General features: G+C 57.8%; 13 protein-coding genes and 3 tRNA genes. All 16 read right to left on the bottom strand.

Features of this window, described 5'->3' with window-relative positions:
- Window positions 1-2 precede the first annotated feature (2 nt).
- Window positions 3-1,226, bottom strand: a complete 1,224-nt coding sequence (locus tag HK44_RS22005; RefSeq protein WP_019691802.1) for a TerC family protein — start codon at window positions 1,224-1,226, stop codon at window positions 3-5.
- A 95-nt stretch (window positions 1,227-1,321) separates the two neighbouring features.
- A complete protein-coding gene (gene hflC / locus HK44_RS22010) occupies window positions 1,322-2,203 on the bottom strand; it encodes a protease modulator HflC (protein ID WP_019691801.1) in 882 nt (293 codons plus the stop codon).
- Window positions 2,200-3,234 carry an FtsH protease activity modulator HflK gene (gene hflK / locus HK44_RS22015; protein WP_019691800.1) on the bottom strand — a complete coding sequence of 345 codons (1,035 nt, stop codon included), beginning with the start codon at window positions 3,232-3,234 and terminating at the stop codon, window positions 2,200-2,202. Before hflK ends, hflC begins: the two co-directional genes overlap by 4 nt.
- 951 nt (window positions 3,235-4,185) lie before the next feature.
- Window positions 4,186-4,491 (bottom strand): DUF6388 family protein, encoded by a 306-nt coding sequence (locus tag HK44_RS22020; RefSeq protein ID WP_019691799.1) that lies wholly within the window; start codon window positions 4,489-4,491, stop codon window positions 4,186-4,188.
- 132 nt (window positions 4,492-4,623) lie between these two features.
- Window positions 4,624-4,699 (bottom strand) — tRNA-Thr (locus HK44_RS22025).
- A gap of 191 nt (window positions 4,700-4,890) precedes the next feature.
- Complete coding sequence (gene pnp / locus HK44_RS22030; RefSeq protein ID WP_019691798.1) at window positions 4,891-6,996, bottom strand: polyribonucleotide nucleotidyltransferase; 2,106 nt, start codon at window positions 6,994-6,996, stop codon at window positions 4,891-4,893.
- A gap of 196 nt (window positions 6,997-7,192) precedes the next feature.
- Complete coding sequence (gene rpsO, locus HK44_RS22035; protein WP_019691797.1) at window positions 7,193-7,462, bottom strand: 30S ribosomal protein S15; 270 nt, start codon at window positions 7,460-7,462, stop codon at window positions 7,193-7,195.
- 115 nt (window positions 7,463-7,577) lie between these two features.
- Window positions 7,578-8,495 (bottom strand): tRNA pseudouridine(55) synthase TruB, encoded by a 918-nt coding sequence (gene truB, locus HK44_RS22040; protein ID WP_019691796.1) that lies wholly within the window; start codon window positions 8,493-8,495, stop codon window positions 7,578-7,580.
- Between the two features lie 3 nt (window positions 8,496-8,498).
- Window positions 8,499-8,900, bottom strand: a complete 402-nt coding sequence (rbfA, locus tag HK44_RS22045; RefSeq protein WP_019691795.1) for a 30S ribosome-binding factor RbfA — start codon at window positions 8,898-8,900, stop codon at window positions 8,499-8,501.
- 159 nt (window positions 8,901-9,059) lie between these two features.
- Window positions 9,060-11,573, bottom strand: coding sequence for a translation initiation factor IF-2 (gene infB / locus HK44_RS22050; protein WP_019691794.1), 2,514 nt, complete (start codon window positions 11,571-11,573; stop codon window positions 9,060-9,062).
- Window positions 11,574-11,599: 26 nt separating this feature from the next.
- Window positions 11,600-13,081, bottom strand: coding sequence for a transcription termination factor NusA (gene nusA, locus HK44_RS22055; protein ID WP_019691793.1), 1,482 nt, complete (start codon window positions 13,079-13,081; stop codon window positions 11,600-11,602).
- 47 nt (window positions 13,082-13,128) lie between these two features.
- Entirely contained in the window at window positions 13,129-13,587 is a 459-nt protein-coding gene (gene rimP / locus HK44_RS22060; RefSeq protein ID WP_024265126.1) for a ribosome maturation factor RimP, read from the bottom strand.
- 139 nt (window positions 13,588-13,726) lie between these two features.
- Window positions 13,727-13,803: transfer RNA gene (locus HK44_RS22065), tRNA-Met, on the bottom strand.
- Between the two features lie 96 nt (window positions 13,804-13,899).
- Window positions 13,900-13,985: transfer RNA gene (locus HK44_RS22070), tRNA-Leu, on the bottom strand.
- Window positions 13,986-14,007: 22 nt separating this feature from the next.
- Window positions 14,008-14,391 (bottom strand): preprotein translocase subunit SecG, encoded by a 384-nt coding sequence (gene secG / locus HK44_RS22075; RefSeq protein ID WP_019691791.1) that lies wholly within the window; start codon window positions 14,389-14,391, stop codon window positions 14,008-14,010.
- A gap of 4 nt (window positions 14,392-14,395) precedes the next feature.
- Window positions 14,396-15,151: a triose-phosphate isomerase gene (tpiA, locus tag HK44_RS22080; RefSeq protein WP_019691790.1), complete on the bottom strand. Its 756-nt coding sequence runs from the start codon at window positions 15,149-15,151 to the stop codon at window positions 14,396-14,398.
- Window positions 15,152-15,167 lie beyond the last annotated feature (16 nt).

Raw genomic sequence — 15,167 nt, forward strand, 5'->3', positions numbered from 1 at the left:
CTTCACAGGCTGCGTGCACACTGGATCTGCGAGAAGCTGCCGCCATTGAGGGTGACGATCGTGGCGCTGGTTTTCTCGATCTCGCTGGGGAGCGTCAGGTGCAGGTCCTTGAGGGCCCTCTGCGGGGTTTGCCAGAGGATGGTCTTGTACCTCACGTAACCAGTGGCTTCACCGCCGCCCGTGACGAGCCGGATCGTACTGCCGCCGGGTCGATAGTAAAGGGTGGTGCTCGCCCCCGTGCAGACGTACGCATACTCCTTTTGCGGCGTGGGCAGCAGGCCACCGGACAATCCGCCCACCAGGCTATACAACGCAGCGCTGATCACGAAAATACCGGCAAGCCCCGCCAACACCGTCGCCAGCCCGTTGTAATTGCCGAACAGGCGACGCGGCGGCTCGTCACTGGACGCGTCAATCGAAGGCGCAGGCGATGCAGTCAGGACGACCTCGGGTTTCACGAGAGGCAACGCAACCGGTTCGCGGACCGGCTGCTGAAACCTGACCGCACGTGCAACCGGCTGCACGACCGCAAGTTTGGGCAACCGCGCACGTTGCCGAAGAATGATCCGGGCCTGAAGAACCACATACGCCGCACACAACAGGGGCACCACTTGATTGAGTGCAGGTGACTGGCTGTTGACCCAGCCCACGACCACCGGATCGGAGACCGCAATATCTCCCGCGACATAGCCCAGCAGTGCGGCGCCAATCGACACCAGCACCGGCTGACGCTGTAGCAACCGAGTGATTTGCAGGCTGCCGAACATCAGCAGCGGCACGCTCATCAGCAAGCCCAGCACCAGATAAAAGACACTGCCCTGTGCCACCGCCGCCAGACCGACCACGTTGTCCATGCTCATGATCAGGTCGGCGGTCAGCACCGTGACCACTGCGCCGCCCAACGTCTGCGGTGAGCCGCCTGACGAATCGCCCTCCTCGCCGGCCTCTTCCTCGGTCAGCAGCCGTATGGCGATCACCAGCAACAGCAGCGCGCCGATCAATTTGAGCCACGGCACCAGCAGCAACCAACCGGCCAGTGTGGTCAGCAGTGCCCGCAGGACGATGGCGCCACTGGTGCCGATCAACACGGCCCGACGCAGCTGCTGCGGCGGCAACCCGCGACAGGCCAGGGCGATCACCAACGCGTTGTCGCCCGACAGGATCAAGTCCAGCAGGAACACTTCGAAGACCATGCTCAGCGCGTGCAGTGCACCATCAAATAACATCGAGCGGTTTCCTGGCAAAAGACGGCGTCATCGGAACATCATCCCAGCGAACCGCTCAGGCCTGTGGTCTGCACACAGATCACTCATAGCCATCGCTACTTGCCGCTGGTCGCTGCCGGTCCGTTCCGGAACTGCTTGAGAAACGCAGCATCAGGCGTCAGTACCAACATCGGCTGACTGTCGGACAGCGCCTGGCGGTAGGTCTGTAACGAGCGGTACAACTTGTAGAATTCCGGGTCTTTGCTGAACGCCGCCGAAAGAATCTGGTTGGCCGCCGCATCGGCCTCACCATGAGTGATTGCCGACTGGCGCTGGACTTCCGAGAGCAACACCGTGCGATCACGGTCGGCCTTGGCCTGGATTTGCTGGGCCCATTCAAACCCCTGCGCGCGCAGTTCCTTGGCTTCGCGCTGGCGCTCGGATTTCATCCGGTCGTAAATCGCCTGACTGGCCTCCAGCGGCAGATCGGCGCGGTGCAGACGCACCTCCGTCACCTCGATGCCGAGTGCGCGAGCCTTGTCGGCGACGTCTTTCTCGATGATCGCGACTTCCTGCTGACGGGCCGGCGACAACAGCGAACGCAGCGATACCTCACCCAACTCACGGCGCAGTGAAGAACTGACCATTTGCGTCAGCTGGGCATTGGCTTGGTCCAGGGTCCCGACGGCCTGATAAAACCGCAGCGGGTCGCTGATGCGAAAACGCGTATAGGTCTCGACCTCGATACGCTTCTGATCGCCGAGAATTACTTGTTCGGCCGGCGATGCCAGGGTTTGCAGACGGCTGTCGTAAAACACGATGGAATCGCTGAACGGCACCTTGAACTTGAGCCCCGGCTCCCCGGCAACGCCCATCGGCGCGCCAAAGCGGATGATCAGTGCCTGTTGCGATTCATCGACGACATAGGCCGACGCGGCCAACGCCCAAAGCGCAAGCGCGACCACGGCTGCGGCCAACCATTTGACGGTGCGGTTCATGGTCGGGCGTCCTTTTGCTGCGGTTTGCCAGGCTCGCTCAGCGGCATGTACGGCACCACTCCGGACATGCCCTTGCCGGAAGAATCAATGATGACTTTGGAAGCCTTTTTCAGAACCTCATCCATGCTCTCCATGTACAGACGCCAGGCAGTGACGTCTTTGGATTGCACATAGCTGTTGTAAACCGAGAGAAACCGCTTGGCCTCGCCCTCGGCCAGGTTGCCGACTTGCGCCTGGTAAGCTTCGGCTTCCTGGGTGATACGCGCCGCGTCACCACGGGCACGGGGAATCACGTCGTTGGCATAGGCTTCGGCTTCGTTGCGGGCGCGTTCCTGGTCGGCGCGGGCGCGCTGTACATCGTTGAACGCATCGATCACCTGCGGCGGCGGATCGACCCGTTGCAATTGCACCTGAGTGATGAGAATCCCCGCCTGCTCGCGGTCCAGCAGTTGCTGCAGCAAGTCCCGGGTTTCATCGGCGATCTGTGCACGCTTGTCAGACATCACCGACTGAATCGGCGTACGCCCAATCACCTCGCGCAGCGCGCTTTCGGCTGCAAGTTTCACCGAGCGCTCCGGATCGCTGATCTTGAACAGGTAAAGCCGCGCGTCCTTGATCCGCCAGAACACCGTACAGTCGGCTTCGACGATGTTTTCGTCACCGGTGAGCATCTGCTTGTCGCGCGCGCCATTGCTCGCAGCGCTCTGCACACTGGTACTGGTGCCCAGTTGCAACTGATTGACCTGAGTGATCTTGGGTAACAGGACCGTTTCGACAGGATAGGGCAAGTGATAGTGCAGTCCGGACTCCGCGGTTTGCTGCCAGCGCCCGAAGCGCAGCACAATGCCCTGCTCGTCCGGCTGAACCTTGTAGATGCCGGAGCTGATCCAGGCCAGTAAAACCAGCCCGCCGATCAGTGCCAGTCCCCGTCCACCGAGATCCATCACGGCCAGATCGTAGCCCAATCGCTTGAACAGCCGACGCAACGGGCTGACAGACTCGACAGGAACAAAGGCGGGACTATCGGTCATGCAATGGCTCCATGTCGTCAAATGACGAGCGCCCATTCAGGGGCGCCAAGGCGCGCAGAGTACCTGAACCCAAAACCGCGAAAATGAAAATTCTGTCATGTTCGCTGTACAAAAAACGCTCAACTACTGCCAGCCCTTGGCCGCTCTGGCCCGCAGGCAACTGCACGCACCTTATCCACAGCCCCGTCCACAGTCTTTGGGGGCAAGTGCAAACCTTGAGACGCGCTATCTACAAGGCTTTGCGGGCAGATTTGAAAGTTTTTTGCTTGACCTGGGCACTGACAAGTGTAGCCAGCATCGGTTGGTGCGACCGGCCAGTCGCAGAGACGATGGCTACACACCAGTTATTACGGCCCTTTGCCGAGTCTTTCCAGAGTTTAACCACAGACTTATCCACAGGCTGTGCAACGACTGTTCAGCCGCTGGGCACCGGTAACAAAAAGGTTGACAAGGCTTACTCAAGGCCGCTGAAAAACGCCTGATCAAAAAACAACCACAACCCTGCAAGCCACGCCGTTAAAGGCGTCCAGGCAGTTGCTCCCATGTTACCCACAGCCAGTTCCACAGCAAACGGGGACAAGTCAAAACTGTGGAAAAACAGCCATTTGCAGCGGCTTTATGTCGCGCTTTAACAGGTTGCGAATATTGTTTTCCACATTTTTCGCAAACACCTGCGGACACCTGAAAAACATCCACCTGCGTAGCAGCTGTCGAGCCTGCGAGGTGGTGTTCGAGGCGGGCCGCGTTCGGACGACGTCCTCGAGAATCCGCGTATGCGGTTTGCCTGGAAAAATGCGTCAGCTGACTTTACGACCGCTCTATGGCCGAACGCATGCAGTTGCGCTTCACTTCGTTCGCTGGGGCCAGCTAACGGCGGGACTTGCACTCACAAGATTGCGCCTATGCTGGGCGCACAAAAGAAACGCCAGCCTCATGAGGCTGGCGTTGCTCTCAAACCACCAGATTGTTCATCTCGCAGTATTCTTCCCACTCGACGCCCAGCACTTCGGCTGCTTCCTTGTGCAACGCAAGGCGCGTCGCTTCGTATTCTTCCGGCGTTGAGGTGTACTTGAGCGTCAGCTCCCAGGGCTGCAAGCCCTGTGCTTCTGCCTCGTCCTCGAACGCCCACTGAATCTGATCTTTCTGATCGTCGGCGCTCAGGTTCTTGATCTCTTCCATCAATTCTGGCGCATCAAGCATGTACTTCTTGAGGGCCTCTGCGTGACGGGCTTCTTGTGTCAGTTCTTTAACAGTCATTTCGTTCTCTCTGATCTAGGAATGGAAGATGGATCTGGATCATCAAGGATCTCTCTGACGCAGAAAACCGTTTAAAGCACGGTTTATCTGGCCTTCAGAACCATTCGGGATCATCTGAAAACAAGTGGTGCCTGGTGCCCGAGACAGGAATCGAACCTGCGACCTTCGCGTTACGAGTGCGCTGCTCTACCGACTGAGCTACACGGGCGGTGGGCTAAAGCTAGCACTGACTTTGGGGTCGGGCAACCTGGACAAGCGCCTCATTTTTCACGGATTTGCACTGAGCCTCTGTAGTAGCTGGCAAAGCTAGCTGCTACAAGGGGCGCATTGACTGCACACAGCAAAACGCCCCGAACCAGTCGGGGCGTTTGCTTGTTCAGCGCTTAAGCTGCGGGGTAATTAAACGCCCGAAGCCTTGGCCGCTGCTACGTCTTTGATGGACAGCTTGATACGGCCGCGGTTGTCCACGTCCAGTACCAGAACTTCCACTTCCTGGCCTTCTTTCAGGATGTCGGTCACTTTCTCGACACGAGCGTCGCTCAGCATCGAGATGTGAACCAGACCGTCCTTGCCAGGCAGGATGTTGACGAATGCGCCGAAGTCGACGATGCGCTCAACTTTACCGACGTAGATCTTGCCGATTTCAGCTTCAGCGGTGATACCCAGAACACGCTGACGAGCGGCTTCAGCTGCTTCCTTGGTTTCACCGAAGATCTTGATCGAGCCGTCGTCTTCGATGTCGATCGAAGCCTTGGTCTCTTCACAGATCGCACGAATGGTCGCGCCGCCTTTACCGATGACATCACGGATTTTGTCGGTGTCGATTTTCATCGCGATCATGGTCGGAGCGTTTTCCGACAGCTCGGTACGCGACTGGGCAATGATCTGGTTCATCTGGCCGAGGATGTTCAGGCGCGCTTCCAGGGCTTGGCCCAGAGCGATCTCCATGATTTCTTCGGTGATGCCTTTGATCTTGATGTCCATCTGCAGCGCGGTAACACCTTTGGAGGTACCGGCTACCTTGAAGTCCATGTCGCCCAGGTGGTCTTCGTCACCCAGGATGTCGGTCAGGACGGCGAATTTCTCGCCTTCTTTAACCAGACCCATGGCGATACCGGCAACCGGCGCCTTCATCGGCACACCAGCGTCCATCAGAGCCAGGGAAGCGCCGCAAACCGACGCCATCGAGCTGGAGCCGTTGGACTCGGTGATTTCCGATACCACACGGATGGTGTACGGGAACACGTCAGCAGCAGGCAGCATGGCCTGAACCGAACGGCGGGCCAGACGGCCGTGACCGATTTCGCGACGACCGGCGCCACCCATGCGGCCACACTCGCCCACCGAGAACGGAGGGAAGTTGTAGTGCAGCATGAACGGGTCTTTTTTCTCGCCTTCCAGGGTGTCCAGCAGTTGTGCGTCACGGGCGGTGCCCAGAGTCGCGACTACCAGAGCCTGGGTTTCGCCACGGGTGAACAGCGCCGAACCGTGGGTCTTCGGCAGAACGCCAACTTCGATGTTCAGCGGACGTACGGTGCGGGTGTCCCGGCCGTCGATACGTGGCTTGCCGTTTACGATGTTCTCGCGAACGGTGCGGTATTCGATTTCACCGAAAGCCGCTTTGACTTCGCTGGAAGAAGGCTGGCCTTCTTCACCGGACAACTTGGCAACAACCTGGTCTTTCAGTTCGCCCAGGCGAGCGTAACGGTCGGCCTTGACGGTGATGGTGTAAGCCTGGGAGATCGCGTCGCCGAACTCGGCACGGATAGCGCCCAGCAGTGCGGTGGCTTCAGGCGCAGGAGCCCAGGTCCAGGTTGGCTTGGCAGCTTCGGCAGCCAGTTCTTTGACAGCGTTGATCACAACCTGGAACTCGTCGTGAGCAAACAGTACCGCGCCCAGCATCTGGTCTTCGGTCAGCTCTTTGGCTTCCGATTCAACCATCAATACCGCTTCCGAAGTACCGGCAACGACCATGTCCAGGCTCGAGGCTTTCAGTTGTTCGTAAGTCGGGTTCAGCAGGTAACCGGTGCTTTCGTGGAACGCGACGCGGGCAGCGCCGATCGGGCCATCGAAAGGAATGCCGGAGATGGCCAGTGCAGCCGAGGTACCGATCATCGCAGCGATGTCCGGATCGGTCTTCTTGCTGGTGGAAACGACGGTGCAGACTACCTGCACTTCGTTCATGAAGCCTTCCGGGAACAGCGGACGGATCGGACGGTCGATCAGTCGGGAAGTCAGGGTTTCTTTCTCGGAAGGACGGCCTTCGCGCTTGAAGAAACCGCCAGGGATCTTACCGGCAGCGTAGGTTTTTTCCTGGTAGTGAACAGACAGGGGGAAGAAGCCCTTGCCTGGATCGGCTTGCTTGGCACCGACTACGGTCACCAATACGCTGACGTCGTCGTCAACGGTGACCAATACTGCGCCGGAGGCCTGACGGGCGATACGGCCAGTCTCGAGGGTAACGGTCGACTGACCGAACTGGAATTTTTTGATTACCGGGTTCACGGTGTCCTACCTTCTTTGTGGCTCTTGGGGGAACTGGTTTTCTTGCGAAATTCTTGGGCAATGTCGGGAATCGGCCCAACCCTTGTCCAGGGGTAAAACGTGTGTCCAGATAAAACTTGAGGCTGGGAGCCTGCCATGCGCCTGCAGGAAACCCGCAGACGCACGACAGACAACCAACCTCTAGCGCAATCGCTGATTAGCGACGCAGACCCAGGCGACCGATCAGAGCCTGGTAACGGCTCAGATCTTTGCCTTTCAGGTAGTCCAGCAGCTTACGGCGCTGGTTTACCATGCGGATCAGACCACGACGGGAGTGGTGATCTTTACCGTTGGCCTTGAAGTGACCTTGCAGCTTGTTGATGTTGTGGGTCAGCAGTGCAACTTGCACTTCTGGCGAACCAGTGTCACCAACAGCTTGCTGGTAGTCAGCTACGATTTGAGCTTTTTCTTGAACGTCGAGAGCCATGAGGCAATCCTTTTATCAGGAAACCACCCAAAGGGCGATTTCAACAGGCCAGGGACAAATCCCTGTATCTAAAAATGAGTAGTGACCGTGCCTGTTAACAGCCACCCTCGTTCGGTCATTCTGACCGAATCAGTCGACGCGGTGCGATGCGCCCGTCTTCGCTCACTTCACCGATACCGATGAAGCGACCATTGTGATCCTGTACGCGTACCATGCCAAACTTCGGTGCATCCGGGGCGCGTACCGGCTGGCCGTTGAGCCAGTAGAACGAGCTGTGCTCCGAGAACTGCAACAGTGGCCAATCCAGCAGGCCGCTGTCCGATGGCATCAGGAAGCGATCAACCGCTTCGTTGCCGCCTTCGGCATGTACTGCTTCCAACTCTTCCAGCGTGACCGTCTGGGCCAGGCTGAACGGACCGGCCTGGGTACGTCGCAACTGCGCAACGTAAGCGCCACAACCGAGTGCTTCACCAATATCCTCCACGAGGGTGCGGATATAGGTGCCTTTGCTGCAATCTACGGCGAAGCGCGCAGTATCACCTTCAAAGGCCAGCAATTCCAAGCGCGCAATAGTAACAGAACGCGGTTCGCGCTCCACCACTTCACCTGCACGAGCCAACTTGTACAACGGCTGACCGTCACGCTTGAGGGCTGAGTACATCGGCGGTATCTGACTGATTTGCCCACGAAATTTCGGCAAAACCGCTTCGATATCGGCGCGACCAACGGTCACCGGGCGCTCCTGCAAAACTTCGCCTTCAGCGTCTGCCGTGGTGGTGGTCTTGCCCAATTGCGCCAGGGTTTCATAGCCCTTGTCGGAGTCGAGCAGGTATTGCGAGAACTTGGTCGCCTCACCGAAGCACAGCGGCAACACGCCGGTGGCCAACGGATCAAGACTGCCGGTGTGCCCGGCCTTCTCGGCATTGAGCAGCCAGCGAACCTTCTGCAACGCCGCGTTGGAGGTGAACCCCAGCGGCTTGTCGAGCAGGATGATGCCGCTGACGTTACGACGGATACGTTTGACCTGAGCCACCGATTACTCCTTGGTGTCTACGGGTTCTGCCGCAACCGGGTGCTGATTGTCTTCAGCCACGGCGCGTTCGATCAATGCCGACAGATGAGCGCCACGCACGACGCTTTCGTCGTAGTGGAAGTGCAGCTGAGGAACGCTGCGCAGCTTCATCTCGCGAGCCAACTGCATGCGCAGGAAACCGGCAGCCGAGTTCAGTACTTTGATGCTTTGAGCAATATCGTCTGCGCTGTCCTGGCCCATTACGGTGATGAAGATCTTGGCGTGACCGACGTCACGGCTGACTTCAACAGCGGTAATGGTGACCAGGCCGACGCGTGGGTCTTTGACTTCACGACGGATCAGCTGTGCCAGCTCACGCTGCATCTGATCGCCGATACGTTGGGTACGGCTGTATTCTTTTGCCATGTCTTGTTACCTGTTACTGCCTCACGGTGAAACCCGTGTGGTCTGAAAGCGGCAAACGCCCGGCCTGACAGAAGCCAGACCGGGCGTTGCGTTTAGAGTCCGGGCGATGCGCCGTGCATTTGCATGCGGCTGCCCATCACGGCTCTTGAAGTGCGCGAGTTAGAGGCTGCGAGCAACCTGAACCTTCTCGAAGACTTCGATCTTGTCACCGACTTTGACGTCGTTGTAGCTCTTCACGCCGATACCGCATTCCATGCCGGCACGTACTTCGGAAGCGTCATCCTTGAAGCGGCGCAGGGATTCCAGCTCGCCTTCGAAGATAACGATGTCTTCACGCAGCACACGGATTGGACGGTTACGGTGCACAACACCTTCGATAACCATGCAACCGGCGATCGCGCCAAACTTCGGCGAACGGAACACGTCGCGGACTTCAGCGATACCCAGGATGTTCTCCCGAACGTCGCTGCCAAGCATACCGGTCAGGGCTTTCTTGACGTCTTCGATGATGTCGTAGATCACGTTGTAGTAACGCATATCCAGACCTTCCTGCTCGACGATCTTGCGAGCGCCGGCATCGGCACGCACGTTGAAGCCGAACAGTACAGCGTTGGAGGCCAGTGCCAGGTTGGCGTCGCTCTCGGTGATACCACCGACACCGCCACCGACTACACGCACTTGCACTTCGTCGTTACCCAGGCCGTTCAAGGCGCCGTTCAACGCTTCCAGCGAACCACGGACGTCGGATTTGAGGACGATGTTAAGCGTCTTCTTCTCTTCCTGGCCCATGTTCTCGAAGATGTTTTCCAGCTTGCCTGCGTGAGCACGAGCCAGTTTGACTTCACGGAACTTGCCTTGACGGAACAGAGCCACTTCACGGGCTTTCTTCTCGTCGGCAACCACGCTCATCTCGTCGCCAGCGTCCGGGGTACCGTCCAGGCCGAGAATCTCGACAGGGATGGAAGGACCGGCTTCCTTGATTGGCTTGCCGTTCTCGTCGAGCATGGCGCGAACGCGGCCATAGTTCGAACCGACCAGCACCATGTCGCCTTGGCGCAGGGTGCCGTCCTGAACCAGAACGGTTGCAACCGGGCCACGACCTTTGTCGAGACGCGATTCAACCACGACACCACGGCCAGGAGCCGAAGGAGTCGCTTTCAGTTCGAGAACTTCAGCTTGCAGCAGAACAGCTTCGAGCAGCTCGTCTACACCCGTACCGACTTTCGCCGAAACCGATACGAACGGAGTGTCGCCGCCCCACTCTTCCGAGGTCACGCCGTGAACCGACAGTTCGCTACGGATGCGATCGAGATCGGCGCCCGGCTTGTCGATTTTGTTCACTGCAACAACCAGTGGAACACCAGCAGCCTTGGCGTGCTGTACGGCTTCAATGGTCTGCGGCATTACGCCGTCGTCCGCTGCAACCACCAGGATCACGATGTCGGTCGCCTTGGCACCACGAGCACGCATGGCGGTAAACGCGGCGTGACCCGGGGTGTCGAGGAAGGTGACCATGCCGCGTTCGGTTTCAACGTGGTATGCACCGATGTGCTGGGTGATACCGCCGGCTTCGCCAGCCGCTACCTTGGCACGACGGATATAGTCGAGCAGCGAGGTCTTACCATGGTCAACGTGGCCCATTACGGTCACGACTGGCGCACGGGAGAAAGCCTCACCTTCAAACTTCAGGGACTCGGCCAGGGAATCTTCCAGGGCGGTGTCGCTGACCAGGGTCACTTTGTGGCCCAGCTCTTCAGCAACCAGTTGAGCAGTTTCCTGATCAAGTACCTGGTTGATGGTCGCTGGGGTACCCAGTTTGAACATGAACTTGATGATTTCAGCAGCCTTGACCGACATCTGCTGAGCGAGATCGCCAACAGTGATGGTCTCGCCGATCTTCACTTCACGCACGACAGGGCCGGTTGGGCTCTGGAAACCGTGGGCGTTGCGTTTCTTCAGCTTGGCCTTGCCGCGACCGCCACGACGGAAACCATCGCTTTCTTCGTCGGTAGTCCGTGGAGCAACGCGTGGAGCAGGCGCCTTTTCCTTGACCGACGCACGATGTGGAGCGTTTTTGCGCTCACCATCACCCGCGCCACGACGATTGTTATCGTCGGCACGTGGTTTGTCCGGACGACGCTGTTCGTCGCGTTTGCGAGTGTCAGCCGCTGGCGCAGCTGCTACAACCGGTGCTTCACGCACTGGCTCGGCAACTGCAGCAGGTGCTGCAACAGCTTCAGTAGCAGGTTGCACAGCAGCAGGCTGGCGACGCGCTTCTTCTTCGGCGCGACGCTTGGCTTCTTCTTCAGCCTTCTGACGTGCAGCATTTTCTACTGCGCGACGTTCTTCCAGCTCGCGTTTGCGCTCGGCTTCGATTTCTTCCGGGCTGCGCTGTACGAAGACTTTCTTCTTGCGTACTTCAACGCTGATGCTTTTGCTGCCAGCAACACGCAGGGTGCTGGTGGTTTTACGCTGCAACGTGATTTTGCGCGGTTCTTCCACTTTCGCCTTGTGGCTGCTTTTCAAGTGAGTCAGCAAAGATTGCTTCTCACTGTCGGTCACATGTTCCTCGGCGGCGGTGTGCGGCAGACCTGCCTCACGCATCTGCTGCAGCAGGCGCTCTACCGGTGTTTTGACCTCATCGGCCAGTTGTTTCACCGTGACTTGCGTCATGCACTTCTCTCCTCAGGCCGCGCCTATTACTCGAACCAATGGGCTCGGGCGGCCATGATCAACTTGCCGGCACGATCATCGTCAATGCCGTCGATGTCGAGCAGGTCGTCAATAGACTGCTCGGCCAGGTCTTCGCGGGTAATTACGCCGCGCACCGCCAGTTCCATCGCCAAATCCTTGTCCATACCCTCAAGCGAGAGCAGGTCTTCGGCCGGATGGGCGTCTGCCAGCTTTTCCTCAGTAGCGATGGCTTTAGTCAACAAACGATCCTTGGCGCGAGCGCGAAGCTCGTTGACGGTGTCTTCGTCAAAGCCATCGATGTTGAGCATTTCTTCCAACGGTACGTAGGCAATCTCTTCCAGGCTGGTGAAGCCCTCATCAACCAGCACCTGTGCCAGATCTTCGTCGACTTCCAGCTCGTCGATGAAGTTGCGCAGGATATCGCCGGTTTCTGCTTGCTGCTTAGCCTGGATGTCCGATTCGGTCATCACGTTCAGGGTCCAGCCAGTCAACTGGCTAGCCAGACGCACGTTCTGACCACCGCGACCGATGGCCTGAGCCAGATTGTCTGCGCCAACGGCGATGTCCATTGCATGGGCATCTTCGTCAACGATAATTGCCGCAACCTCAGCCGGGGACATGGCGTTGATCACGAACTGCGCCGGGTTGTCGTCCCACAGGACGATATCCACACGCTCACCACCCAATTCGCCCGACACTGCCTGGACGCGCGAACCGCGCATACCAATGCAAGCACCTTGCGGGTCGATGCGTTTGTCTTTGGAGCGGACCGCGATCTTGGCGCGCGAACCCGGGTCACGGGACGCAGCCATTACTTCGATCAGGCCTTCAGCGATTTCCGGCACTTCGATGCGGAACAATTCGATCAGCATTTCTGGCGCGGTACGCGACAGAATCAGCTGTGGGCCACGGTTCTCGGTGCGGATTTCCTTGAGCAGTGCACGCAGGCGCACACCTACCCGGAAAGTTTCACGAGAAATGATGTCTTCACGAGCCAGCAGCGCTTCAGCGTTGTTACCCAGATCAACGATCACGTTGTCGCGGGTTACTTTTTTCACAGTGCCGGAGATGATTTCTCCCAGGCGCTCGCGGTAGGCATCAACGACTTGAGCACGCTCGGCTTCGCGGACTTTCTGCACGATAACCTGCTTGGCAGTCTGCGCAGCGATACGGCCGAACTCGATGGACTCGATTTTTTCTTCGACAACATCACCGACCTTCGCGCCAGGATGCGTTTCCTGGACCTTGCTCGGCCAGGTTTCAACAGCCGGATCATCCAGGTCAGCTTCTTCAACTACCGTCCAGCGACGGAAAGTTTCATAAGCACCGGTGTGGCGATTGATTTCCACACGCAGATCAACTTCGTCTTCAAAACGCTTTTTGGTAGCAGTGGCCAGAGCCAGCTCCAGCGCTTCAAAAATTACGTTTGCCGGTACGCCCTTTTCATTGGATACCGACTCAACAACCAGCAGTACTTCTTTGCTCATCGTACGCCTCGCCTTTCGCAAGCCATTGGATCCGCGGGATCCGCGTCTCAGTCAAAACTGGGAATAATGTTGGCCTTGTCGATCATATCGATCGGCAACAGGAATTCATGGTCTTCAACCTGCACCACGACGTCCTGCTCTTCTACACCGCGCAGAAGGCCCTGAAAGTTGCGTCGTCCTTCGAAAGGCGAGCGCAGCTTGATCTTCACTTGGTCACCGGCAAACTTTGCAAACTGTTCAAGCGTGAACAGCGGGCGTTCCATGCCAGGCGAGGAAACTTCAAGGGTGTATTCAACGGAGATCGGATCTTCAACATCCAGCACACCGCTGATCTGACGGCTGACGATGGCACAATCGTCCACCAGCACACCGCCTTCTTTATCGATATAAACGCGCAACAGTGAGTGGCGACCTTGAGCCGAAAACTCAATACCCCAGCATTCATAGCCAAGGGCCACGACCACCGGGGCCAACAAGGCCTGCAACTGTTCTAGCTTGCTCGACACCTGAACCCCCTCGTGCATGTAAATGCATGCTATGCAAAATAAAAAAATGGGCGAAACGCCCATCCCTGAAACGCCGTTGAACAGCGGCGTTATAAAGTGTCCAGCTAACAAAAAGCCCCTGAAAAGGGGCTCCTGAAACTGGTTGCGGGGGCCGGATTTGAACCGACGACCTTCGGGTTATGAGCCCGACGAGCTACCAGACTGCTCCACCCCGCGACAAAGCTGGGGCGGAAGTATACGACCGATCCCTAACAGGGTCAATGTAACCTTCCACCTACAAGAAAGCCCGCAACAGCGGGCTCTCCTGATAATTGGTACCGAGAAGGGGACTCGAACCCCTACACCCTATGGGCACAACCACCTCAAGGTTGCGTGTCTACCAATTCCACCACCTCGGCAATACTACGTTTGAAACCCTTCTTACTTTTGCTCTTGAGCTGGAGGTACGTCAGTCGCATTGGTTGCCGACTTTTGCTCTTGAAGCACCGGGACGTCATCAGAAGCCGGTTTTTGCTTTGGAACTTCCAACACTGCCGGACTTGGTAAACCTACTTGAGTCAGCTGGTGAGCTTTCTCTTTAGCAAAGTAACCTAACCCTAAGCTGGTTATGAAGAAACCTGCGGCAAGTATAGCAGTAAACTTACTAAGAAAGGTAGAGGAACCTTGGCTTCCGAACACAGTATTTGAAGCACCTGCTCCGAAAGACGCGCCAGCATCCGCACCTTTACCCTGCTGCAGCAATACGAGAGCAACTACGCCCAGTGCACCCAGCAGATGAAAAACGACTACGACTGTTTCCAGCATTTTTTCAGTTTCCCGCGGCGCGACAAATCGCACCGAACTCATCTGCATTCAGGGAAGCTCCACCAATGAGCCCCCCATCGATATCCGGCATGCCGAACAGTTCGACCGCATTGGCCGCCTTCACGCTGCCGCCGTATAGAAGCCGCACACCTTGTGCGACCTCAGAATTCTCTGCCGCCAACTGCTCACGAATGGCTGCGTGCACATCCTGCGCTTGTTGCGGCGAAGCAGTCAGCCCGGTGCCAATGGCCCAGACCGGCTCGTAAGCGATTACCGCTTTTGCAAACACACCAACACCCAGCTCATCGATGATGCTACCCAGCTGACGCCCGACAACCTCAAGCGTTTTTCCGGCTTCACGCTGCTCAAGGGTCTCCCCTATGCACAACACCGGAATCAAGCCACATGCCTGTGCTGCTGCAAACTTGCGAATCAGCGTCTCCTCACGCTCGCCGATGATCTGGCGACGCTCGGAGTGCCCAATGAGCACCAGGGAGCAACCTGCATCCACCAATTGACTCGGTGCAATCTCACCGGTCAATGCACCTTGCATGGCTTCCACCGCAGAATTCTGCGCGCCGACCGAAATCGACGTGCCTTCCAGTCCATCAACCACTTGATTGATATACAAGCAAGGCGGGAATACCGCGACCTCAACATCGCTCGGCAAGGCCAGATGACGAAGGCCGTTAATCAGCTCAGCGACGCTGGCGCGGGTACCGTGCATCTTCCAGTTACCAGCTACCATAGGGCGACGCATGCTGTACCTCGTCGGT

Origin of the sequence: Pseudomonas fluorescens HK44 (assembly GCF_000217955.3) — a bacterium.
Taxonomy (GTDB): domain Bacteria; phylum Pseudomonadota; class Gammaproteobacteria; order Pseudomonadales; family Pseudomonadaceae; genus Aquipseudomonas; species Aquipseudomonas fluorescens_AQ.